This is a genomic window from Paenibacillus sp. FSL R5-0887 (genome assembly GCF_038002305.1).
GTDB lineage: Bacteria > Bacillota > Bacilli > Paenibacillales > Paenibacillaceae > Paenibacillus_AQ > Paenibacillus_AQ odorifer.
This window is the reverse complement of the sequence record NZ_JBBOCE010000002.1, coordinates 513,811-538,203: the sequence shown is the minus strand read 5'-3', so window position 1 is coordinate 538,203 and position 24,393 is coordinate 513,811. Positions and strand designations below refer to the sequence as shown.

The 24,393-nt window shown below is 39.2% G+C and carries 9 protein-coding genes and 1 pseudogene; 9 read left to right on the top strand and 1 reads right to left on the bottom strand.

Going from position 1 to position 24,393, the window contains the following annotated elements:
* The first annotated feature begins 2 nt into the window (after positions 1–2).
* The 6 genes and pseudogenes from MKY14_RS20245 to MKY14_RS20220 all read left to right on the top strand — a co-directional run bounded on the left by MKY14_RS20245 (position 3) and on the right by MKY14_RS20220 (position 6,448).
* Positions 3–1,862 (top strand): DUF2264 domain-containing protein, encoded by a 1,860-nt coding sequence (locus tag MKY14_RS20245; RefSeq protein ID WP_076125379.1) that lies wholly within the window; start codon positions 3–5, stop codon positions 1,860–1,862.
* A gap of 206 nt (positions 1,863–2,068) precedes the next feature.
* On the top strand, positions 2,069–2,770 hold the full coding sequence (sigK, locus tag MKY14_RS20240) for an RNA polymerase sporulation sigma factor SigK (RefSeq protein WP_036675850.1): 702 nt from the start codon (positions 2,069–2,071) through the stop codon (positions 2,768–2,770).
* Positions 2,771–3,220: 450 nt separating this feature from the next.
* Positions 3,221–3,511: a hypothetical protein gene (locus tag MKY14_RS20235; RefSeq protein ID WP_076192933.1), complete on the top strand. Its 291-nt coding sequence runs from the start codon at positions 3,221–3,223 to the stop codon at positions 3,509–3,511.
* A gap of 282 nt (positions 3,512–3,793) precedes the next feature.
* Positions 3,794–4,306 (top strand): annotated as a pseudogene (gene sigK / locus MKY14_RS20230) (RNA polymerase sporulation sigma factor SigK); the annotation flags it as partial.
* Positions 4,307–4,939: 633 nt separating this feature from the next.
* On the top strand, positions 4,940–5,695 hold the full coding sequence (locus tag MKY14_RS20225) for a 4'-phosphopantetheinyl transferase family protein (protein WP_076192931.1): 756 nt from the start codon (positions 4,940–4,942) through the stop codon (positions 5,693–5,695).
* 51 nt (positions 5,696–5,746) lie between these two features.
* Complete coding sequence (locus tag MKY14_RS20220) at positions 5,747–6,448, top strand: thioesterase II family protein (RefSeq protein ID WP_076192929.1); 702 nt, start codon at positions 5,747–5,749, stop codon at positions 6,446–6,448.
* Between the two features lie 152 nt (positions 6,449–6,600).
* Here MKY14_RS20220 and MKY14_RS20215 read toward each other — a convergent pair whose 3' ends face one another.
* Entirely contained in the window at positions 6,601–7,476 is an 876-nt protein-coding gene (locus MKY14_RS20215) for a helix-turn-helix domain-containing protein (RefSeq protein ID WP_076279535.1), read from the bottom strand.
* A 443-nt stretch (positions 7,477–7,919) separates the two neighbouring features.
* On the opposite strand from MKY14_RS20215, the gene MKY14_RS20210 reads away from it, so the two are divergent.
* From MKY14_RS20210 to MKY14_RS20200, 3 genes are read left to right on the top strand one after another with little or no spacing between them, the layout of a single operon-like run.
* Positions 7,920–9,266 (top strand): MFS transporter, encoded by a 1,347-nt coding sequence (locus tag MKY14_RS20210; RefSeq protein ID WP_076192925.1) that lies wholly within the window; start codon positions 7,920–7,922, stop codon positions 9,264–9,266.
* A gap of 56 nt (positions 9,267–9,322) precedes the next feature.
* Complete coding sequence (locus tag MKY14_RS20205) at positions 9,323–18,322, top strand: non-ribosomal peptide synthetase (protein WP_340977184.1); 9,000 nt, start codon at positions 9,323–9,325, stop codon at positions 18,320–18,322.
* The gene (locus MKY14_RS20200; RefSeq protein ID WP_340977182.1) at positions 18,322–24,378 is read left to right on the top strand and encodes a hybrid non-ribosomal peptide synthetase/type I polyketide synthase; all 6,057 of its coding nucleotides are present in this window, start codon (positions 18,322–18,324) and stop codon (positions 24,376–24,378) included. The genes MKY14_RS20205 and MKY14_RS20200 overlap by 1 nt, the downstream gene beginning before the upstream one ends.
* The last annotated feature ends 15 nt before the right edge of the window (positions 24,379–24,393 follow it).

Genomic DNA, 24,393 nt, shown 5'->3' with positions numbered 1-24,393 from the left:
TAATGCAGACTGAAAAGACTTTTACGACTATTGCTAAAAATCCGCTAAAGACCCGGGAGGATCTGGTCTCTGCTCTTGAACAGCTTACAGATCCGCTTCGGCCGCTCTACAGCAGAGGCGGTGCACGGCTGGCAATCGGCGGGACAGGAGCGAGCTATCCAGCAGTAACTGCAGAAATGGAAGGTTTCTCCCGGGTATTGTGGGGCTTAGTGCCCCTGCTCATGGGAGGTGGAGAAAGCGGGCTTTGGGATACTGTGCTGGATGGCATACGCCACGGCACGGATCCTGCCCATGAAGAATACTGGGGTGAAGTTCAAGATTATGACCAGCGTCTGGTAGAGATGGCGGTCTTCGGTTTCGCCTTAGCCGCCATTCCTGGACAGATCTGGTCACCACTTACCCAGAAGGAACAGGAGCAATTGTACAGCTGGCTGAATCAGATTAATTCCCATCCTTGCTATGACTGCAACTGGCTGTTCTTCAACGTGCTGGTTAATGTTGGATTCCGCAGAATCGGCCGCCCCTACGACGCGGAGCAGCTGGAGAACAATCTGAAGCGAATGGATGATTTTTATCTGGGTGATGGCTGGTACAGTGATGGAATTAACGGGCATAGCGATTATTATGTTCCTTTTGCCATCCATTACTATGCGTTACTGTACGCGAAGCTGATGGAACAGGAGGACCCGGAACGTTCACAGGTGTTCAAAGAACGGGCCCGGCTTTTTGCCACCGAATTCTTGGGCTGGTTCGCTCCGGACGGATCTGCCCTTCCTTATGGAAGGAGCTTAACCTACCGCTTTGCCCAGTCTGCTTTCTGGGGTGCCCTCGTCTATGCAGGCGTTGAAGGATTCCCTGTAGGTGTGGTCAAAGGATTAGTACTGCGCAATTTGCGCTGGTGGTTCAGCCAGCCGATCTTTGATGCCGGAGGCATTCTGACGATTGGTTATACCTACCCCAACTTGGTCATGGCGGAGAATTATAACGCTCCCGGTTCCCCCTACTGGGCGTTAAAGACATTCCTGCCATTGGCTCTCAGCGCGGAGCATCCATTCTGGAAGGAAGAGGAACTGCCGCTGCCGGATATTCCTGCAGTTATAGTCCAGAAGCCTACGCATCTTGTCATTGTCCGCGAACCTGCTTCCGGCCATGTGGCTGCCTTCAACAGTGGTCATCTATATACGAATGAGCATACCCACACGTCTGCCAAGTATGAGAAATTCGTATACTCAACAGGCTTCGGGTTCAGTGTACCCCGCTCCGAATGGGGATTGTCTCAAGGGGCATTTGATTCCATGCTCGCTCTAAGTGAGAGCGGGGACAACTTGTATCGGGTCAGACGGCGGAATATGGAGTCAAGAATTGTGGACAATGTGCTGCACTCTGTCTGGAAGCCATGGACTAATGTGGAGGTTCGGACCTGGATCGTTGCTGGGCTGCCTTGGCATATTCGGATACACCGGATCGAGACCGGACGACCGTTGGACGCCGCAGAGGGCGGCTTCGCGCTTGGTCAGGAAGCGGGGGTGGAACAGCAGATCGGCCTTACAACCGCGGCAGTATCTACAGCATGGGGAACAAGCGGAGTCAAGGGTTTGATCGGCTACGAAAAGGCTGAGCTAATTTGGCCTAATGCCAACACAAACCTGCTTCATCCCCGGACTGTTTTGCCTACACTGACGACTTTCCTAGAGCCTGGAATCCACTGGCTGGCTTCGGCTGTATACGGTGATCCGTCGGGAGATTCTTGCGGCGGTATTATAGAACAATTACCTGAGTCTATTTTGAAGGTTACTTTTGATAAGGACATCATAAAGGTTCTTACGTCTAGTGAAGCGGAATTTATTATCAAAAGAGAGTGAGAATTACCGCTAACAACGTTGTGTTAAAAGACAAGTGAATGAGTAGAGTATGACTGATTTCTCGTATAAAAAATAAATTTCTGTGGTTGTACAATTTCCCCCGTACAGGCACTTCTAGGCGCACGCCCACATACAATAAGGATGACCATGAACCCGTAAGGCAAACAGATCGGTTTCATTGTACAAGTGCGGGAGGTGTCGCCAAGTTGCCTGGATTCTTAAGCACGATTGCGTTGCTGATCAAAGAACTGACGCTGCTGGTATCATACGTAAGGAATAATGCATTTCCACAACCGCTCTCGGAGCAGGAGGAAAGCCGATACTTAGGGATGATGGCTGAGGGAGATGCCAAGGCCCGCAATTTGTTGATTGAGCATAATTTGCGGCTCGTTGCCCATATAGTGAAAAAATTCGATAATACTGGGGAAGACATGGAGGATCTGATCTCCATCGGCACCATCGGCCTGATTAAAGCTATCGAGAGCTATCGCCCGAACAAAGGCACAAAGCTAGCCACTTTTGCTGCCAGATGTATCGAAAACGAAATTCTGATGCACCTAAGATCCTTGAAGAAAACTCGTAAAGATGTATCTCTGCACGATCCAATTGGGACAGACAAGGAAGGTAATGAAATTACACTCATTGATATCCTCGGTTCGGAAGCGGATGATGTCATTAAAGAAGTAGATCTGAAGATCGAAAAGAGTAAGATTTATCGTAACCTTGATATTCTGGATGACCGGGAAAAAGAAGTTGTCGTGGGGCGGTTTGGATTGGATACAGGTGGAGAAGAGCGGACACAGCGGGAAATTGCTAAGGAGTTGGGGATCTCGCGGAGTTATGTTTCGAGGATAGAGAAAAGGGCGCTTATGAAGCTGTATCATGAGTTTTATAAGGCGAAGCGCTAAATTCGAGATAGTGTGAATTAATTAAAATCGGTAGAAGCCATATGTTTTAAAAGCGACTTTTCTTCGGGAAAGTTGCTTTTTATTATCATTATTGCGTTGGAAAAGTTAATTAAATATATAGTTCATAAGTACAAGAGTTTGATAACTTTCTAGCTATTAGAGGAGTGCTACAATGAGATACAAAGAAATTTATGATCTCCACGTTCAGCTACTACACGTATATGAAAATAATGAGAAGTGTCAAGGTCCATTTCAGACACAAATAAATTATTACAAGAGACAATTTTTCATAGCTGAAGATATTGTTCAACGTATTTTTGTTCTAAATCAGCTCTTAAAAATCCATGAGAAAAGTAGAGCATTTAAAATTAAATGGTGTTCAGAAGAATACTTTAAATGACACAACAGATCAATGAGTAAATGTAGAAAAAGGAATGGAGTATAATTTGTATGGTACATTCGAAAAAAAGACATATGATGGATAGACCCTATATTAAAGAAGTTATTCGTGAACTTAAGCTTCTAGGATATGAGGAAGATGAAGCTAAGATAATTCTTATCAAGTACTATAGACCCTTAAAAAGGAGTTGGGGTTTTGGGCCCAATGCCTACTATTTTGCAAAAGAAGTCGATTCAATTCATAAAGCTGTTAATAAGAGAGTTGATCCTTCTGAAAGTGGTCAGATCTTTATAGGTCATTTGAAAAATCGAATGAAATCAAATCAGAAGGATACGCCTTGATTTGAATGATGGAAGATGGAATATGTATGGAAAAGTTGCTTTTGACTGTATTAGAAAAAGACTAGTAACTCCTTATACTTCCGATAATTAGTCATCCATAGTTAAATTCTCGATCATTCATTTTCTCAATTTCACTGGTGCAATATCCTTTACAATTTGCCCGTATCACAAGAATGGATACAGGTTATTAGAAACATATATATATGAAGTACAATCGTAAATAGTGAAACAACGAGCTTCATTACCAATTGCTCTTAGTTTATTTTTTACATTGGTACATATCACAACCTCAAAAAAATCGACAATACTGGTGAAGACATAGAGGATCTCATCTCTATCGGCATCATCGGCTTGATCAAAGCCATCGAGAGCTATCGCCCGAACAAAGGCACAAAGCTAGCCACTTTTGCCGCTCGTTGTATTGAAAACGAAATCTTAATGCGTCTTCGCTCGTTGAAGAAAACCCGTAAAGACGTATCTCTCCACGATCCGATTGGGACAGACAAGGAAGGTAATGAAATTACGCTTATCGATATCCTCGGCTCGGAAGCCGATGATGTTATTAAAGAAGTGGATCTGAAGATTGAGAAGAGTAAGATTTATCGTAACCTTGATATTTTGGATGATCGGGAGAAAGAAGTTGTGGTTGGGCGGTTTGGACTGGATACTGGTAGAGAAGAGAGGACGTAGAGGGAGATTGCCAAGGAGCTGGGGATCTCACGGAGTTATGTGTCGCGGATTGAGAAGCGGGCGCTGATGAAGCTGTATCATGAGTTTTATAAGGCGAAGCGGTGAGATCTTAGATAATAACTAAAGATTTACTATAGAGTGTTTTAAAAGCGACTTGCCAACCAGGGAGTTGCTTTTTTGTATATTCAAGTAGGGGAGAATAGCTGATTAAAGCATTATTGAAAATTATCTTTTAGTTGCTCAGGAGAGTTTTACTGTGAAATACAAAGAAGTTTATGAGTTCCATATTCAATTGCTATACGTATATGAAAGTAACGAAAAGTATCAAGATCCATATCAGACACAATTTAATTATTTCAAAAGACAATTTTTCTATAGCTGAAGATATAGTTACCTCGTATTTAATATAATTCGACTACCGTATTGTTTATTTGAGTGGAATCATAGTTCAATATTCCCATTATTAAGTGAATTTTTGTGGTTTGGAAAAGTCTTATAGCGAAAATTTATATAAAATGTAAAAATGTTGATTATGATGAAATGAATCTAAAGGGAATTAATTCTTTTAATGAAATATTATTCCTTGTATTCTTAATATTATCATCATAAAATCTGTCTATCTAGATCCATGCTATGGGAAGTAATTGTGTAGTGGTTTTACAGTTAATGGATTTTTTTATGGAAAGAAGTGATGTAACCTGAATTTATAGATTTTATGCTAAACAAGTGCGATGAGTCATGCTGAAGTTTAACATTCGTTATGGAATTAAGTTTTTGACTTGCGTACATCAATTAACTAAAGGAGGAAACAAAATAATAATTTACGCAATTAATATCGAGAGTGTTTCTAAATATTTTATTAACAGTCTTTGGGGTTATATTCCAGAAAGTAGGGTGCTGAGTATAAAAAAATATAAAAATAATGATGACATTACCAGATCTTTGTTAGGAGAAGTAATAATTCGAATATTATTATCTGAATTAAAGGGGGGGGCGTTAATTGAACAAGCAATTTCTAGAAATCTTTTTGGTAAACCATTTTTAGTAGGAGGAGAAAATATTCATTTTAACATTTCTCATTCAGGAAAATGGGTAATATGTGCAATAGATAATTATCCTATTGGTATTGATGTAGAGGAAATTTTGGGAGTCACTGAAAGTGATTGCAAACAACTATTTACAAAAGATGAGAATTATCAATTACTAAATGAAAATATCTCGTTTTACGATTTGTGGACATGTAAGGAAAGTTTTGTGAAGTTAGTAGGTAAGGGATTATCCATACCTTTTAATTCGTTCACTGTTATATTCAATGATGAATATCCATATATTCACTATGATTCAACTATCTACTATTGTAAGCAATATGAATTTGATACTGGTTATAAAATTGCTTGTTGCTCTGTAAGAACAAGGTTTCCAAAAAAAATAATAGTATTAAATGAGAGGAAAATAAATAAAAAAATTAATTGTTCGATGATAACGCAAAGTTAAAAATGTTTATGAATGTCTAATAAAATTATATAAAGGACCAGTGAAGTTCTAATGATAAAATTATTTTGTATTCCCTATGCAGGGGGTTCTTCGGCATCATATGTGAAGTGGAAAAATTCACTAAACGAAGATATTCAGCTTATACCCTTAGAATTAGCAGGTCGAGGGAAACGGATTTCTGAAGGTCACTACATCGATTTCAATCAAATGGTAGATGATATATTTGAATCAATTATAAGCAGTATTCATGATCATACTCCTTTTGCGGTATTTGGACATAGTATGGGCGGTTACATAGCGTATGAATTGTTTGAAAAGCTTAAATCATTTAACTTGAAACATATTTTCTTATCCGGTACTAGGGCACCGCACCTAAGAATAATGAATTACAAATTTAAGTCAGATCAAGAACTAATAAACACCTTAAGAATTATGGGGGGGACTCCGGAAGAAATATTAAACGACCAAGATTTTCTGAAAATACTAATACCGGTTGTACGCTCTGATTTTACAAATATCGCAACTCATTCTTTCTCGAAGATAAAAATATCAGTTTCGGCTACTATTTTACATGGGCTGCATGAAGAATATAATGTCGAGGATGTTTACGCTTGGAATGAGTATTTTAATATTGCTCCTAAGATGTGTTTCTTTGAAGGCGGGCACTTTTTTATTAACCAATTTGAGAGTTCTATAATTGATATTATTAACAAAACGTTAACGTGTTCTGAATTAATATCGATTGAAAAATAAATTGAGGATAGAGCATTTAAACTGTTTAAGTTATAAGAAGCGCTGTTAGGTGTTTCTTATAACTTGTAATTGACTTGACATACTTCAGGGTAACTTTTTATGTGCGATACAAAGTTAAATTGCTTTATATGTAATATTATAGATAATCGAATTTAACTCAACTCACCTATTTTATTTAATACATGTTGAACAAATATCGTATTATCTGTTATTTCAAAAAGATAAAGTGATTTTTCATAATAAGATCTTGCATTGGTTATTTCCTTAATAAGGGAGTAGTTATAGCCAATATGATAGTATAATTCGCCTAATGAGAATGTTGAATAATGCTTAAGGCATATATTTACAGCTGTATGGCATTCTTTAATAGATTTTTCAAACAGTTGAAAACGTGTTAGCGTCACTGCGTAATTGTATAAAATCCTTACCAAGATTTTGTAATTAGATTGAACAGGAAGTTTATAATAATAGTGAAGACCACTTTCAAAATATGCAAGGGCTTCTTCCAGTCGGTACTCTTCGCAATACAATACTCCAATGCTATTTAACATCTGAATATCTTGTTCGGTCATGAACTCTGAATTTATTGAGTTCTTAATACAACTTAAGGCGTGCTCAAAATTATGATCAAGATAATATATACATATTCCCTCATGCCAAGAAAGATATCTTTGATATCTACTATTTTGAAATAAAGGGTTGTTTTTCTCTGATCGGATAAGATCATATAGATTTTGGTACTCGTGTTTATTTGTATACCCCTCAATTAAATCATAAAGGTCGGTAACATAATCGAAACGATCTGTCTGTCCCAAACTAAATAGATGATTAATATCTACACCAAGTCTATCAGCAATAAAATATAACATAGTTGCTTGTGGTTCTAACTCCCCGTTTTCAATTCTGCTTAATTGTGCTTGAGAACAAATTCCTTGGCATAACCTTTTTTGAGAGATTTTTTTTGATTTTCGAATGATTCGAATATTCTCCCCTATGGTTTTTAAATCCATTTTATAGCTTGTTGACACGTAAAAAGGCCTCCATCCAAAAATATTCTTATTAGTATATTTTATATTATCCACAAAAGAAAATCAGGGGGAATTTAGAATATTATATGTATTAAAGTAAATTATGGGCGGGTCGTTAGTTTAAAAATTCCTATATAGTAATAAATATACAAATATGATCAGGAGGATAGAAAATGAGAACAAAATGGAGAGCAGCTTTACTTATAATGACTATGGTCTTTATGTTTGGAGTAATGATACCCACAATAACTACCGGAGTAGGTGTTATTAGCACTAATGAACTACCGCTAAAACCCTAGAATCTGCTTGATGGTTTATTTTAAAAACTTATCTGTCTCTAGGGAGATTTTTGATTCGGTAAATAATGTGGTTGTCAATTGTTATATATTAATAAATATTCCGATTAAAACCTTGGGATATAAGGAATATAAGGAGCTGACTGTGTGAACGAAAATAGTTTTACCACAAAAAAGGGACTATGGTCTTTCGCTATCTTAATGATAGGTAGCTTGTTGTCTGGTATTGGAACTCAAATGACACAATTTGCCTTGATTGCTTGGGTGTATGAAAAAACAGGATCCGCACTCAGTGCAGGTATACTTGCGACTGCTTCATATGGCTCTGTAATTGTTGCAAGTATATTTGCAGGTGCATTCGTAGACAAATTCAACCGAAAAAAAATGATTATTTTGACAGATATTATAGCCTCATTAGCCACTGTGCTACTACTAACAATCCATTCATTGGATGTAATGTCTAGTTTCGTATTAATTTTATATGGAATTGTAAGAGGAGTAGTTGGCTCAGTTCAATTCCCAGCTTACATGTCTATTATTACCTTAATGGTTCCTGCCGGACAAAGATCTAGAGCAAATGGAATGTACCAAACTGCTTCAAGTTTGTCTACAACACTTTCGCCTGCTCTGGCAGGTATGTTACTTGGATTTATCGGAATTGAGCAGATTTTCCTTATAGATATTTTTACGTTTTTGTTTATTATCTGCACGATTATTTTTATTAAGATTCCTGAGTCTCAAAAAACAACAGAACAAAATGAAAGAACAATATTGTCAGATACTATAGATGGATTTCGTTATTTGTTTGCAAGAATGAGTTTGCTTGGTTTTGTACTCGTTTTGACATTCTATAATATTGCATTTGGTGCATATGAAGGATTGTACCGTCCAATGCTACTTGCTTTTTCAGATAACAGTGTAAAAATTGCTGGTTGGGCACTCATGGGTTATGGAATCGGTAACGTAGTGTCTGGAGTATTTATGACCATTTGGAAAGGACCAAAAAATCGTGTGCCACTTACTCTACTAGCATGGGCTATTTCTGGATTATTTGGGTTTGTTGTAGGCGGATGGGGGCGTTCTCTACCAGTTTGGATTATCTCCGGTTTTTTACAAGGTGTGTTTAATAATATTGCTGTGGTTCTTACTGTAGGAATATGGCAATCAAAGGTTGAACCAGCATTTCAAGGACGTGTATTCGGTATTATGAAGTTGGTGGCACAAGTAACTATTCCTGTTGCAGTATTTGTAATGACATTTATATCGGATAAAGTTGCTATCCCAGGTTTTAAAGAAGGGGGGATTTTATCTAACCTCTTTGGTGAATATGTTGGTAATGGTCCAGGAGCAGGTATGTCATTCGTACTCATCGTGAGTGGTTTACTGTTTGGTGTGATTAGTCCATTAATCATGTTCGTCTTTCCTTCACTCCGCAATGCTGATAAGTCAGAAGACTCCTCTGTCAATTTAGCAAAAACTGTTTTGAAGGGATGACTACAAAAATCAAAGTAATATAAATATAAAAAACCACTTCTGTGAGAAGGAGAACGATGGTGAAAATTAAAGAGATTCTTGATTTAGAGCATGATGAAGTAAAAGGGTTAGAAAAATTAAGAGATGTACAAGACCTTCGTTTAATAGCGCCTACCAGAAGAGCTCCCATTATTAATCATCAATTACTAGAAGACAACGGTAAAGTAAACTTTGAAATCCCCAAAAATACAATAAAGAATATAGAAAAATATTCTCAAGAATTAAATATTGAAGCTAAGTTCATTTTTTTAAGCGCTTGGATGATATTGCTTTATAGATATTCAGGAGAAAGAAAATTTATAGTGGGATGTGGTATGGAAGAAAAGAATGATGATCACGTTTCTCTACCGTTATTAATAGAAGTAGAGAAAGTTATGACCGGGAATCAAATGGTAGAGATGTTGTATGAGCATTTTAATAAAAAGCCAAATATCTCTTCTCAATTATACAAAAATCAGGAACAATTTGAAAAAATAAAATTTCAGGCTGGTTTCTTCTGGGGGAAACCTAACAATACGCTTGAAAAGCGAATCGCTTCTATTGAAGAAATATTGTATCAGATTGAAATGCCCATTGAACTAAATATATTTTTCTCAAATACAGAACAATTTGAGGGATGTATAAATTATAAGTGTAGTCAATTCGAGGAAATTATTTTTCAGCGTATGGTCAAAAATTATTTAGATTTATTAGAACAGTTAGTACGCAATCCTGTCACGCCTGTATCAGAACTGAAATACATAAACCGCGAAGAACTAGACCAGATATTGGTGCAATGGAACGAAACAAAAACCAGCTATCCAGCAGAGTGTACTATTGCAGAATTATTTGAGGAGCAAGTTAAGAGAGATCCAGAAGCAACTGCTGTAGTTTTCGAAGGAAATGTACTGTCGTATGCGGAGCTAAATGAACGAGCGAACCAAGCAGCTGCCTATCTGCGGAAGCAAGGAGTTAGTGAAGGGGACCTTGTAGGCATTAGCATGGAACGGTCAGCAGAACTTATAGTTGGACTATTGGCTGTTCTTAAGGCCGGTGGAGCTTATGTGCCACTAGATCCAAGTTATCCTAAGGAACGTCTTAATTTAATGATAGAAGATACTGAGTTATCTATTATATTAACTCAAGAGTACTTGCGCGAAGAACTTTGGCTTCACGAAGATCATTTGCAATTAATCATATTTAATTCATCAACGGAAGAATTCGCAGCTGAAAACAAAGAAAATTTAGCTCCTATGAGTTCATCGGATAGTTTAGCCTATGTAGTGTTTACATCTGGTTCGACAGGTAAACCCAAAGGTGTGGCCGTGCCTCAAAGAGGGGTGGTGCGGTTAGTAAAAGAAACGAATTATGTAACATTTGGACCGGATGAAGTGATGATGCTGTTGGCTCCGGTAGCGTTTGATGCTTCTACTTTGGAGATTTGGGGAGCCTTGTTAAATGGAGGAAAGCTGGCAGTTTTTCCAGCGCATCGACCTTCATTAGAGGAGATTGGAAGGTTTGTCGAACAAGAGGGGATTACCAGCTTATGGTTGACGGCAGGATTGTTTCATCAAATGGTGGACTATCAGCTACCGGCTTTAAGCAAGGTGAGGCAGCTTCTTACTGGGGGAGATATTCTTTCGGTAGCTCATGTGCAACAGGTCTTGGAAACACATTCTCAAATCACCTTGATTAATGGCTATGGTCCGACAGAAAATACTACGTTTACAACATGCTATCCAATGCAACATGGTACTGAGTTAGGAGAAAATGTACCAATTGGGCGGCCTATTTCCAATACACAGGTTTATGTTTTAGATGAAGCAGGCCAACCGGTTCCAATAGGGGTGCCAGGAGAGTTGTATACAGGTGGCGACGGATTAGCCAGAGAGTATGTGGGGAGACAAGAGCTTACGGAGGAGAAATTTGTAAGTAATCCATTTGTACCTGATGAGCGGCTGTACCGTACCGGGGACAAAGTTAGGTGGAGAGAAGATGGATTACTTGAATTTTTAGGACGAATAGACCAGCAAATAAAGATACGTGGCTATCGTATTGAACCAGGAGAGGTAGAAGCTGCGCTGGTTTCTCACCCGACAGTACAACAAGCTACAGTGGTAGCATTCGAAGTTACGCCTGGAGATAAGCAGCTTGTAGGGTATGTAGTCTTGGAGGGAAATACAGAAATAACGATGTTGGAATTGCGTAGGGATATTTCTGCCGCTCTGCCGGAATACATGGTTCCTGGTGTAATTGTGAAAGTGGACAGCATCCCATTGACACCTAATGGAAAAGTGGATCGAAGAGCTCTGCCGGAACCGGATTATGTTTCTGAGGTTGAAGAATATATTGCCCCAAACACGGACACTGAAGGAAAGTTAGCTGGAATTTGGGAACTGCTTCTACGTTCAGAGTGTATCGGGCGTAATGATCATTTTTTCCATAGAGGAGGACATTCGCTTCTAGCTACTCAGTTAGTATCTCATATTAGGGAGTCATTCTCAGTAGAGGTGAGTGTGGCTCAAATATTTAAAACGCCCATACTGAAGGACCTTGCAGTGGAGATTGATCAGGCAACCGGTGATAATATCTTGCCTCCAATTGTACCACGTCAAGTGAAAGGGGATGTGCCGTTATCTTATGCACAGCAACGTTTATGGTTTTTACAGCAGTTGGAGCCGGAGAGTCCACTTTATAATGTTCCTTTAACCTATGAAGTTACAGGTAAAATAAAGGAATCTTTACTGGAACAAGCTTTGAATGAAATGATCCGGAGGCATGAATCTTTACGGACCATCTTTCCGATGGGAGGACATGAACCTCTACAGCGGATTTTGCCTGAAGTAGAAGTAATAATTGAAAAGATAAACTGGATTGATCAAACCCACACTGGTAATAGCGAGTTATATGAAACAGAGGTGTTACAAAGGATAAATGAACAAGCTAAGACTCCTTTTGATCTTTCTGTTGCCCCCCTACTTCGTGTAACACATTACCGGCTGGAGGAAGAGCGATCTTATATTTTTTTAAACATTCATCATATGATTATTGATGGATGGTCTATGGGGGTTTTTCTTGAAGAATGGCTCGGTTTGTATGATTCTCTTTGTAATAATGAGATGTCTGAAATATTAGGTAAACGTCTTCAATATACAGATTATAGTGAATGGCAACGGAATTGGCTGCAACCGGATGAAATGAAAAAGCAAGCTGATTATTGGAAGTTGAAGCTTGAAGGGATACCATCGTATTTGGAATTTCCTACAGACTTTCCTACGCCTCTAACTCGAAGCATACGAGGTGAAAATAAATCATTTTCTCTTTCTTCTCAACTAAGTGAAGATTTAAAGAGGTTTTCCAAACAAGAAGGGGTCACGCTATATATGGCCCTACTCTCAATTTGGTCGGTCTTACTATATCGGTATTCAGGACAAGATGATCTGGTAGTTGGTTCTCCTATTGCGAATCGGACACAAAAAGAGACTGATAATATAATTGGTTTCTTTGTTAACACATTGGCTTTACGAATAAACGGAATGAAAGAACTAAGTTTCAGAAAATTATTAGGCCAAGTAAAGGAAACTACTTTAGAGGCATATTTGTATCAAGACATTCCTTTTGACAAGGTAGTAGAGATTGTAGAGATGGATCGCAATCCAGCTTATGCACCACTTTTCCAAGTGATGTTTGTGCTTCAAACTGATTATGCAGAAAAGATGGAGAGTAAGGAGTTACACCTCCGTCCAATTGCGACTGGAACAGGAACCTCCAAATTCTCCTTGACTATGGAAATGATATCAACAGAGCAAGGTATCACTGGGACACTGGAATATTGTACGGATTTATACAAACAATCAAGCATAGAACGAATGCTGGGACACTTTGAAAGTTTAATTGAAAATTGCCTGAGGAAACCAGACGTGCCGGTATCAGAATTAAAGTACATAAATAACGAAGAACTAGACCAGATATTGGTGCAATGGAACGAAACAAAAACCAGCTATCCAGCAGAGTGTACTATTGCAGAATTATTTGAGGAGCAAGTTAAGAGAGATCCAGAAGCAACGGCTGTAGTTTTCGAAGGAAATGTACTGTCGTATGTGGAGCTAAACGAACGAGCGAACCAAGCAGCTGCCTATCTGCGGAAGCAAGGAGTTAGTGAAGGGGACCTTGTAGGCATTAGCATGGAACGGTCAGCAGAACTTATAGTTGGACTATTGGCTGTTCTTAAGGCCGGTGGAGCTTATGTGCCACTAGATCCAAGTTATCCTAAGGAACGTCTTAATTTAATGATAGAAGATACTGAGTTATCTATTATATTAACTCAAGAGTACTTGCGCGAAGAACTTTGGCTTCACGAAGATCATTTGCAATTAATCATATTTAATTCATCAACGGAAGAATTCGCAGCTGAAAACAAAGAAAATTTAGCTCCTATGAGTTCATCGGATAGTTTAGCCTATGTAGTGTTTACATCTGGTTCGACAGGTAAACCCAAAGGTGTGGCCGTGCCTCAAAGAGGGGTGGTGCGGTTAGTAAAAGAAACGAATTATGTAACATTTGGACCGGATGAAGTGATGATGCTGTTGGCTCCGGTAGCGTTTGATGCTTCTACTTTGGAGATTTGGGGAGCCTTGTTAAATGGAGGAAAGCTGGCAGTTTTTCCAGCGCATCGACCTTCATTAGAGGAGATTGGAAGGTTTGTCGAACAAGAGGGGATTACCAGCTTATGGTTGACGGCAGGATTGTTTCATCAAATGGTGGACTATCAGCTACCGGCTTTAAGCAAGGTGAGGCAGCTTCTTACTGGGGGAGATATTCTTTCGGTAGCTCATGTGCAACAGGTCTTGGAAACACATTCTCAAATCACCTTGATTAATGGCTATGGTCCGACAGAAAATACTACGTTTACAACATGCTATCCAATGCAACATGGTACTGAGTTAGGAGAAAATGTACCAATTGGGCGGCCTATTTCCAATACACAGGTTTATGTTTTAGATGAAGCAGGCCAACCGGTTCCAATAGGGGTGCCAGGAGAGTTGTATACAGGTGGCGACGGATTAGCCAGAGAGTATGTGGGGAGACAAGAGCTTACGGAGGAGAAATTTGTAAGTAATCCATTTGTACCTGATGAGCGGCTGTACCGTACCGGGGACAAAGTTAGGTGGAGAGAAGATGGATTACTTGAATTTTTAGGACGAATAGACCAGCAAATAAAGATACGTGGCTATCGTATTGAACCAGGAGAGGTAGAAGCTGCGCTGGTTTCTCACCCGACAGTACAACAAGCTACAGTGGTAGCATTCGAAGTTACGCCTGGAGATAAGCAGCTTGTAGGGTATGTAGTCTTGGAGGGAAATACAGAAATAACGATGTTGGAATTGCGTAGGGATATTTCTGCCGCTCTGCCGGAATACATGGTTCCTGGTGTAATTGTGAAAGTGGACAGCATCCCATTGACACCTAATGGAAAAGTGGATCGAAGAGCTCTGCCGGAACCGGATTATGTTTCTGAGGTTGAAGAATATATTGCCCCAAACACGGACACTGAAGGAAAGTTAGCTGGAATTTGGGAACTGCTTCTACGTTCAGAGTGTATCGGGCGTAATGATCATTTTTTCCATAGAGGAGGACATTCGCTTCTAGCTACTCAGTTAGTATCGCATATTAGGGAGTCATTCTCAGTAGAGGTGAGTGTGGCTCAAATATTTAAAACGTCCATACTGAAGGACCTTGCAGTGGAGATTGATCAGGCAACCGGTGATAATATCTTGCCTCCAATTGTACCACGTCAAGTGAAGGGGGATGTGCCGTTATCTTATGCACAACAACGTTTATGGTTTTTACAGCAGTTGGAGCCGGAGAGTCCTGCTTATAATTGCCCTTTTATTTACAAGATTAAGGGTGATTTGCAATATGAGCTATTAGAACTAGCATTAAATGAGATGATTCACCGACATGAATCTTTACGGACATATTATCCTATAGTTGGTCAGGAACCTGCTCAACGAGTACTTCCTTCAATGCCCCTTCTGATTCAAAAAATTGATTTTACTGAAGTTTCTAAAAACGAAAGAGAGGGTTCCGCACTGTCTTGGGCACAGGAGCAAGCGCGTATACCCTTTAATCTGGAGAATCCCCCTCTTCTTAGAGCGGCTCTCATTAAACTAGAGGATAACTTGAATTGGTTTATATTAGTGAAGCACCACATTATAACAGATGGCTGGTCCATGCAAATTTTCACAAAGCAATTAAAAATATTTTATGAACAGCTTATACAAAAGCAAGGAATTAAGTTTACTGAACCCGTTATTCAATATTCTGATTTTAGTGAGTGGCAAAATCGTTGCTTTCATGAAAAACGGTTTGCTGGGCAAAAAATGTATTGGGAAAATAAACTGAGAAATGTAGCAGACAAACTAGAACTTCCTTTAGATTATAAAAGGCCTGCTATTCAAAATTTTTCAGGCTCACAATGTAAGTTCTCAATACCGAAGCCTTTGGTTAATTTACTGCAAGGATTGTGCAAGGAAACAGATACTACTCTATTTATGGCGCTATTAACAGCTTGGTACGCAGTAATGTATCGGTACTCAGGTCAAGAAGACATAGTCATTGGTGCCCCAATTGCTAATCGAAACCGAAGTGACTTAGAAGAGGTTCTTGGATTCTTTGTTAATACATTACCTCTAAGGTTAAATGTTACTAGAGAAGGAACATTCCGTAGCTTGCTTCTTCAAGTACGGGAAATAACTCTAGAAGCTTATGCAAATCAGGATATTCCTTTTGAACACATTATTGAGGCAATAGGAATAGAACGTAACATGAGCTATAATCCTTTGTTTCAAGTTATGTTTGTTCTTCAATCAGAAGAAGTGAGATCTTGGACGGTCGGAAATACAGATTGGGTCCAAGAAGATATAGACAATCAAACTGCAAAATTTGATCTTAACTTAGAAATAATATCGACTAGTACGGGATTAGAAGGCAGACTTGTCTATAATACGAATTTGTATGATTTTAAGACTGTGTCCAGAATGACAGAACATTTTCAAATGCTTTTATCAGGAGCAGTTATGTCACCGGACATTTGTGTTTCGACTCTTCCCTTATTGACAGAGTGGGAACAAAAAAAATTGCTTTTGTTAAACTCTACAGAACGAAATTATCCGCTTGATCTCTGCCTAGCAGACTTGATAGAGCGACAAGTTGCCAAAACGCCTGATCAAATTGCAGTGATTAACCATAACAACAACTTGACATTTCATGAACTTAATGTAGAAGCTAATAAATTGGCTCACCGTTTGCAACAAATGGGTGCATCATCAAACACTCTTATTGGCTTATACATGGAACGCTCGTTAGAAATGGTAATTGCAATGTTAGCGATCGTCAAATCAGGAGCAGCTTATGTACCAATTGACCCTACATATCCATCAGAAAGAGTCGAGAATATTCTGAAAGATGCAGCGATAAAAATTCTTCTAACAGATAGAAAAGTTATAGGAGATATGAAATATAATATAAATCTTATCTTATATTTAGATGAGGAGAGAATGATACCTCATGAGGGGCAAGAGGCAAATCCTATGAGAGAATCCGGATCTGATCGTCTGGCTTATGTAATGTACACATCAGGAACAACTGGTCAGCCTAAAGGAGTAATGATAAGTCACCGAGCTATATGTAACAGGTTGCACTGGATGAAAGAAGAATATAGTGTCAGTGAAACAGATACTATATTTCACAAAACGCCAATTAGTTTTGATGTGTCTGTATGGGAGGTTTTTCTTCCTTTGATGACAGGGGCTAAACTTATTATCTCAACACCTGGGGGACATAAAGACACCCAATATATGGTTCGAATGATTCTTTTGCATCGTGTAACCATGATTCATTTTATTCCTTCTATGCTTCAACTTATGTTAGATGAGGCTGATTTTTCTAATTGCACTTCATTAAAATTTGTGTTCAGTGGAGGCGAGACTTTGCCTTATGAACTGCTAGAAAGATTACTAGAGAAACTACCTGCTGAGATTCATAATCGATATGGTCCAACTGAAATTTCTATTAATGCAACTTACTGGCCTTCTGAGCGCAACAAAAATAAGATAGTTAAAATAGGTAAGCCGTTGGCAAATACGCAAGTTTATGTGCTGGATGCAAACCGAGAAATGGTCCCTATAGGAGTTCCGGGAGAATTATTTGTTGGGGGTACCTCGTTGGCAGAAGGATATTTGCACCGACAAGATTTAACTGATGAAAAGTTCATATTCCATACCTTTTCTAAGGATCGCAAAGCTAAGTTATATCGAACCGGAGACTGGGTTCGGTGTCTATCAGATGGAAACCTCGAATTTCTGGGGCGAATGGATCAGCAAGTGAAAATCAGAGGATTCAGAATAGAATTAGGTGAAATTGAGAAGACGCTAGGACTTCATTCAAGTGTTCGGGATGCGGTAGTTATTGTGAAAGAGCATCACCCTCATAACAATAGACTAATTGCCTTTGTCACGGCACATAGTCAAGAAGACATAGTTCCTTCCAGGCTCATGCAATATTTAGAACGCAGGCTACCAGAGTATATGCTGCCTGTAATAGTTCAGATTGATAAAATTCCACTTATGTCAAGCGGAAAGGTTGACCGCAAGGCATTGGAACAAATGGATGTGAAATTTCTAGAACGACAGTCAGTACGTGTAGAGCCAAGAACAGAATCCGAACGAACAGTGGCAAGACTCGTCGAAGAAATAATGGGCTTCGAAGATATCGGTATAGAGGATAATCTGTTTGAGCTGGGAGCAAACTCATTAAGCTTGGCACGTATGGCTATTCTTATACGGGAAACATTTGATATAGAATTCCCTACTAGGCTTTTGTTTGATAAGCCGACAGTCAAGCAATTGGCCTATCAAATTGACACCAAGATTTCATCTAAGTTGAATTCGAACAACCTGACTATCGACGTTGATCATCTCTCTGAAAACGAAATGGATACATTGTTATTATCTTTAATAGAAGAAGGTTGGGAATAATGAATACTAATTTGATACATTTGTCTAGCGAAGAGAAACGTGAACTACTCAGAAAAAAACTGCAAAAAAAAGAACATGAGCTTTCGGATGACTCGTGCGCCCCTCTCTCTAGCCAGCAGCAAGGATTGTTATTTATTTCAAAACTATACCCAGATCATACTCAATACCACATGCCTTATGTTCTTCAATTGTTAGGAACGCTAGATCTGGATGCATTGGAGAAAAGTATTAATGAAATTATTCGGAGGCATGCAACGCTCCGAACTGTGTTTGTAACTAATCAGTTTGGGGTCGAAGAGCAGCAGATACTGCCTTTTACACCGATGAAACTTCCTTTTTTAAACTGTAGCTTGGAAGAAAACACTCGTGAGGAAATAATTCCGAGAATTGTTGAATCTGAGTATTCAAGGAAGTTTGATCTTAGCAAGGGTCCATTAGCACGATTCAATCTAGTGAAATTCGCTGAGGAAGAGTATGTGCTAATATTTTTGGTACATCATATTGTATTTGACGGAGTATCAATGGACAAGTTTTTGGAAGAGATGAGACAACACTATGAGATGTTTGTGAATTCTGAGGATTCTCTTCTGCCGGAACTTTCTTATACGTATACAGCATTTGCCCGAGACAGCCACTCATTTTCAAAAAAAACAGAAATTGATAAACAATTAGAATTTTGGAAAAGCAGACTCTCCGGGGACCTTCCAATTCTTGATTTACCGATAGATAATAAACGTCCACTTATCGTTTCAGGCAAAGGAGCTACATTAGAATTCCCTATTCCCGATGATGTAATGCACAGCATAAGAAGGTTTGGCCAGTTACAAGGGGCCACTCTATTTATGTCACTTCTTAGCACCTTTTATATCCTGTTACATCGTTATACCCAGCAAGAAGATATTTTAGTAGGTACTCCGGTTTCTTGTAGAGATAGCTCTGAACTCATGCCTTTAATTGGTTTGCTAATTAACTCTGTTGTACTCCGAGCAGATTTGTCGGGGGATCCCACATTTACAGAAGTTCTTCAGCGTGTAAAGAATGTGGCTCTTGATGCGTTCTCTAATCAAGAAGTTTCATTCTCAGAGGTTGTGCGAGCTGTTAAGCCTGATCGTAGCCATGGACGATCTCCTTTGTTTCAAGTTATGTTCACTACAGAACATAGTTCAGACAAAGATTGGGTTATGGCGGGTGTAAAAGGGAAACTCATGATGGAACATCAGGGAACATCTAAATATGATATGACCTTTGTTGTTCGGGAAAGTCTCAAGGGGGCTAGCATAGTTATTGAATACAGTACGGACTTGTTTAATAAAGAAACAATTAAGCGGATGGCCACACATTATGTGGAACTACTGCGTGAAGCGGCAAAACGTCCAAACATTTCGTTCTCTCGTTTTAACATCCTTCCTGATGAGGAACGGGAAAAATTACTTTTATGGAACAAAACAGAGGTCCCAATTTCAAAAACACACAGTGTTCTTCATTGTTTTGAACAGATAGCACAAGAAATTCCATTTCAAATTGCAGCTGTAGATCAATATTCATCTATAACTTATAGAGAATTGAATAAAGCTGCGGACTTATTGGCACATCGATTACGACTATTGCAGGAGAGTGCAGGCGGAGTAATAGCAATTTGCATGAACAGAAGTATCTCAATACTTGTAGCTATGCTGGGGGTCTGGAAGGCGGGTGCTGCATACCTTCCTTTAGATCCTGGCCACCCACCAGATAGACTTGAATATATGTTGAAAGATGCAAGGGTGGCAGTAGTTATTACGGAGGATGAGTTAAAAGAGAGGTTACCTGTTAGCTCAAAAGTTCTATGCCTCGGTGAGTTATTGAAAAGTGAAAATGTGACCTCTGAAATGGTATCTCTTGAAAATCCCGTTAATGAGCTTGGGTATGTTATTTATACTTCAGGATCAACGGGAACTCCTAAGGGGGTTGGGGTTACCCACTCCAATTTAATGAATTTAATTGATTGGCATATTAAAACATACAATTTGTCCCAAGAAGATCGAACCTCACAGCTGGCAGGAGTCAGTTTTGATGCTGCTGTATGGGAAATATGGCCAACGCTTTTGGTAGGTGGGACAATTTATCTGGCTGATGAAGAAACTCGTTTGTCTCCTCAGAGACTTCAGCAATGGTTGATAGAAAACCATATTAATATCAGCTTTGTACCAACACCATTGGCGGAAGTATTGCTTACTTTTACATGGCCTAAGTCGACACATTTAAGGGCAATGCTTACGGGAGGAGACAAGCTTCATCGGTTTCCGGACATCAGTTTACCTTTTCAATTAGTTAATCATTATGGCCCCACTGAAACAACAGTTGTAGCTACTTATGGTGTAGTTCCAAAAGGAATTCATGATGGTTCTCCGGTTATTGGTCGGCCAATTGCAAATACTCATGTATATATTCTTGATGCGAATCAACAAAAAATGCCAATTGGTGTGCCAGGAGAGCTCTATATAGGTGGTTTAGGTGTATCTCAGGGCTATATTTTTCGTTCTGATTTAATGGAAAATAATTTTGTGGAAGTTGAGGTTCATTCAGGACAGTGGGAAAGACTGTATCGTACTGGGGATATTGCAAGGATTTTAGCTGATGGCAATATAGAGTATCTATCTAGAAAAGATAATCAAGTGAAAATTAGAGGATTGCGCATCGAGTTAGGGGAGATCGAGACGCTACTAGCGGCGCATTCAGGAGTAAAAGAAGCGGTGGTAGTAACAAGGGGAACTTTACCAGGAGAATCCAAAATTATCGCATATGTAACAGTAGATCAACAATTAGAGATAAAGGAACCTGAGCTTATTAGAGCACTCAAAAAAAAATTGCCTGATTACATGGTTCCAGTACGAATTATCTGTATGACAAAATTTCCAGTTACTCGAAATGGAAAAGTAGATCGCTTAGCTTTACCTGAGGTTCTGGATTACGCAAGCTCCCATGAGTTTATGGCTCCTCAAAACAAGCTAGAGAAATACATAGCGGACGTTTGGATGCAAGTATTAGGAAAAGAAAAAATAAGTAGTACGGACAACTTTTTTGATATTGGTGGACATTCTCTATTGTTGGCCCGTGTTCATGAATTATTACAAAAAGGCATGAATACAAATATTCAATTAATTGAACTTTTTCAGTACACCACAGTTCAGCAAATTGCTCAACGTTTAACGAGTGAGCATGCTCTCGAATCCTCTATAAGCATCCATAGTGGACAAGAACAGAAGGGGATTAATGATTCAAATGCTTCGCCAGGAAATGATGATCAGAAGTTGATAAAGGAAGATATTGCTGTTATCGGTTTAGCTTGCCGTGTTCCTGGAGCGCAAGAAGCAGAGCAATTTTGGAATAATCTAAAGGATGGAATTGATTCTATTCGTTGGTTTAGTGAGGCGGAACTGATTGAAGCCGGTGCTGATGTATCCAATGTAAGCCGTACCAACTATGTTGCAGCTAGAGGATATTTAGAGGGGGCAGATCAATTTGATGCTGGATTTTTCCATGTTTCACCTCGTGAAGCGGAAGTAATGGATCCTCAGCATAGGATTTTTCTGGAGAATACATGGGAGGCATTAGAACATGCTGGGTATGATCCTGTTAGATTTGAAGGGAAAATTGGCATATACGCAGGGACTGCATTCAACACGTATCTACTCAATAATCTTTTGCCAAATCGTCAGTACGTAGATATGGTGGGGATGTACAGCATTTTTATGAACAATGATAAGGACTCCTTAGCTACCCGTACAGCCTATAAATTGAACCTGAGAGGGCCTGCTGTCACCATTCAAACAGCTTGTTCCACCTCACTTGTGGCAATTCACATGGCTTGTCAGGGTTTGTTTATGAACGATTGTGAGATTGCGTTAGCTGGTGGAGTTACAGTTCGCTCTCCTCTAATGGATGGGTATCTCTATAGGGAAGGCGAAATTAGCTCTCCAGTTGGGCAATGTCGAACTTTCGATGATGAAGCGCTCGGAACTATTGGGGGAATGGGGAGTGGAGTCGTAGTTCTAAAGCGGTTGTCTCAAGCTTTGAAAGACGGTGATACGATTTATTCAGTCATTAAAGGCTCAGCTATTAATAACGATGGTTCGAAGAAAATTGGATTTACTGCCCCGAGTGTTGAGGGTCAGGCTAATGTAATTAGTGAAGCTTTGCATAGGGCACAAGTGTCACCGGAGAGCATATCTTATATTGAAGCTCATGGAACTGGAACGCCGCTAGGAGATCCTATTGAAGTTAGTGCTCTATCAAAAGCTTTCCGAAATAATGGAGCACAAAAAAATGAATACTGCGCCTTGGGATCAGTCAAATCCAATATAGGACATTTGGATGCAGCGGCAGGGGTCATTGGTTTTATTAAAACGGTGTTATCCCTTAAGAATCGTCAACTCCCACCAACTTTACATTTTAAAACACCAAATCATAAAATTGATTTTACCCATAGCCCCTTTTATGTTAACAGCAATTTGCAGAATTGGAATGGTCCGGTTCCGCTTCGAGCAGGGGTAAGTGCTTTAGGCGTAGGGGGAACGAATGCACATGTTATTTTAGAGCAGGCACCATTTACTAAAGGATCAACATCTATTATGGCACAGCACTTAATTATATTATCTGCAAGAACGTTCAAAGCACTGGAGAATATGTCGTTTCGTTTAGCTCAATGGTTAGAAGGGAAAACAAACGAAGAGTTAGCAAATGCTGCTTACACACTTCAGGTTGGCAGATCTGAGTTTCCATGCCGTAGAGTCCTGTTGACTAGTGATATTAATAATGCAGTAGAACAATTAAGAAACTACTCTAATGGTGGGGAACAGCCCAAAGAGGTGACAACTTCCCCTTCAGTGATATTCACTTTATCTGGACAGTATGCACAAAATCAGCATTATGTAAATGAACTCTATAAGTCGGAGCCCCTATTTACTAAAGAAGTGGATAAATGCTGTAAGCTTACAGAGTCCTGGCTGGAGTACGATATCAAAAAGCTATGGTTTGCTTCAGATATAGAAAACAGAAGTACTTCAAAGATTCATAATAAAGTACTAGATCTCGCAATTTTTATAGAGAACTATGCTCTAGGAAAGTTTTGGTTGGACTTAGGCATTCATCCGGAATTTATGATTGCTCAAGGTATAGGGGAGTATGTTGCTGCCTGTCTAGTAGGAGTGTTGGACTTGCGAGATGCTTTAGAAATGGTAGCTAAAAGAAGTGATATGCACACTGAGGAACATTCTCCCTATTATAAAACTTATCAGAATTTAATGAAGACAGAATTGAAAACCCCGATTTTTTCTGTGGATTTAGGAAGATGGATAGGGAAAAATACTTCTGCTCCTGATTATTGGGATAGATTTTCTAATGAAACGCAAGATTCTGTATTAAGCCTCAAGGAAATTGAGGGATTATTTAATTCTCCAAATCATCTATTCCTAGAAATAGGTAGCAATCAATCTTTGCTAACAACATTACCTAAAGTGCATTTGCAAGGATATAATCCTCAAATTATTGGAATTCATTCTAGTAACGCTGGGGAGAGAGAGACCATTATAAGCAGAATTCTAAGTGTTCTAGGAGAATTGTGGTTATCGGGCGTAACAGTTCTTTGGTCTCAACTGAACCTAGAGGGAGAACGTCGACGAATTGCTTTGCCTTCTTATCCCTTTGAACATCAACGGTTTTGGATCGATATTGTGAAGGAGCATAAACCAATTGAAAAAGATATCCTTGAAGAAGTAGCAGCTGCCAAATATAGTTCTCCGGAACCAGAGGGAGAAGTTAATTTACAGCTTAAAATTCAGGAAATAGTTATAAAAGTTTGGAAGGAAGTTGTTGGAAGTACAACAATTCAGACAGAAGATGATTTCTTTGAAATTGGCGGAGATTCATTGATGGCATCGAGGGTAATTAGCCGGATTAAAGAGATATTTCCAATTGAACTTCCCTTAGGGACTTTATTCACGTTTTCTCAACTACGTGATTTTGCTCACCAAATTGAGGAACGTGTAGTTGCTAAAATCAGCGAAATGCAGGAGTAGTTTAAAAGGAGAGTT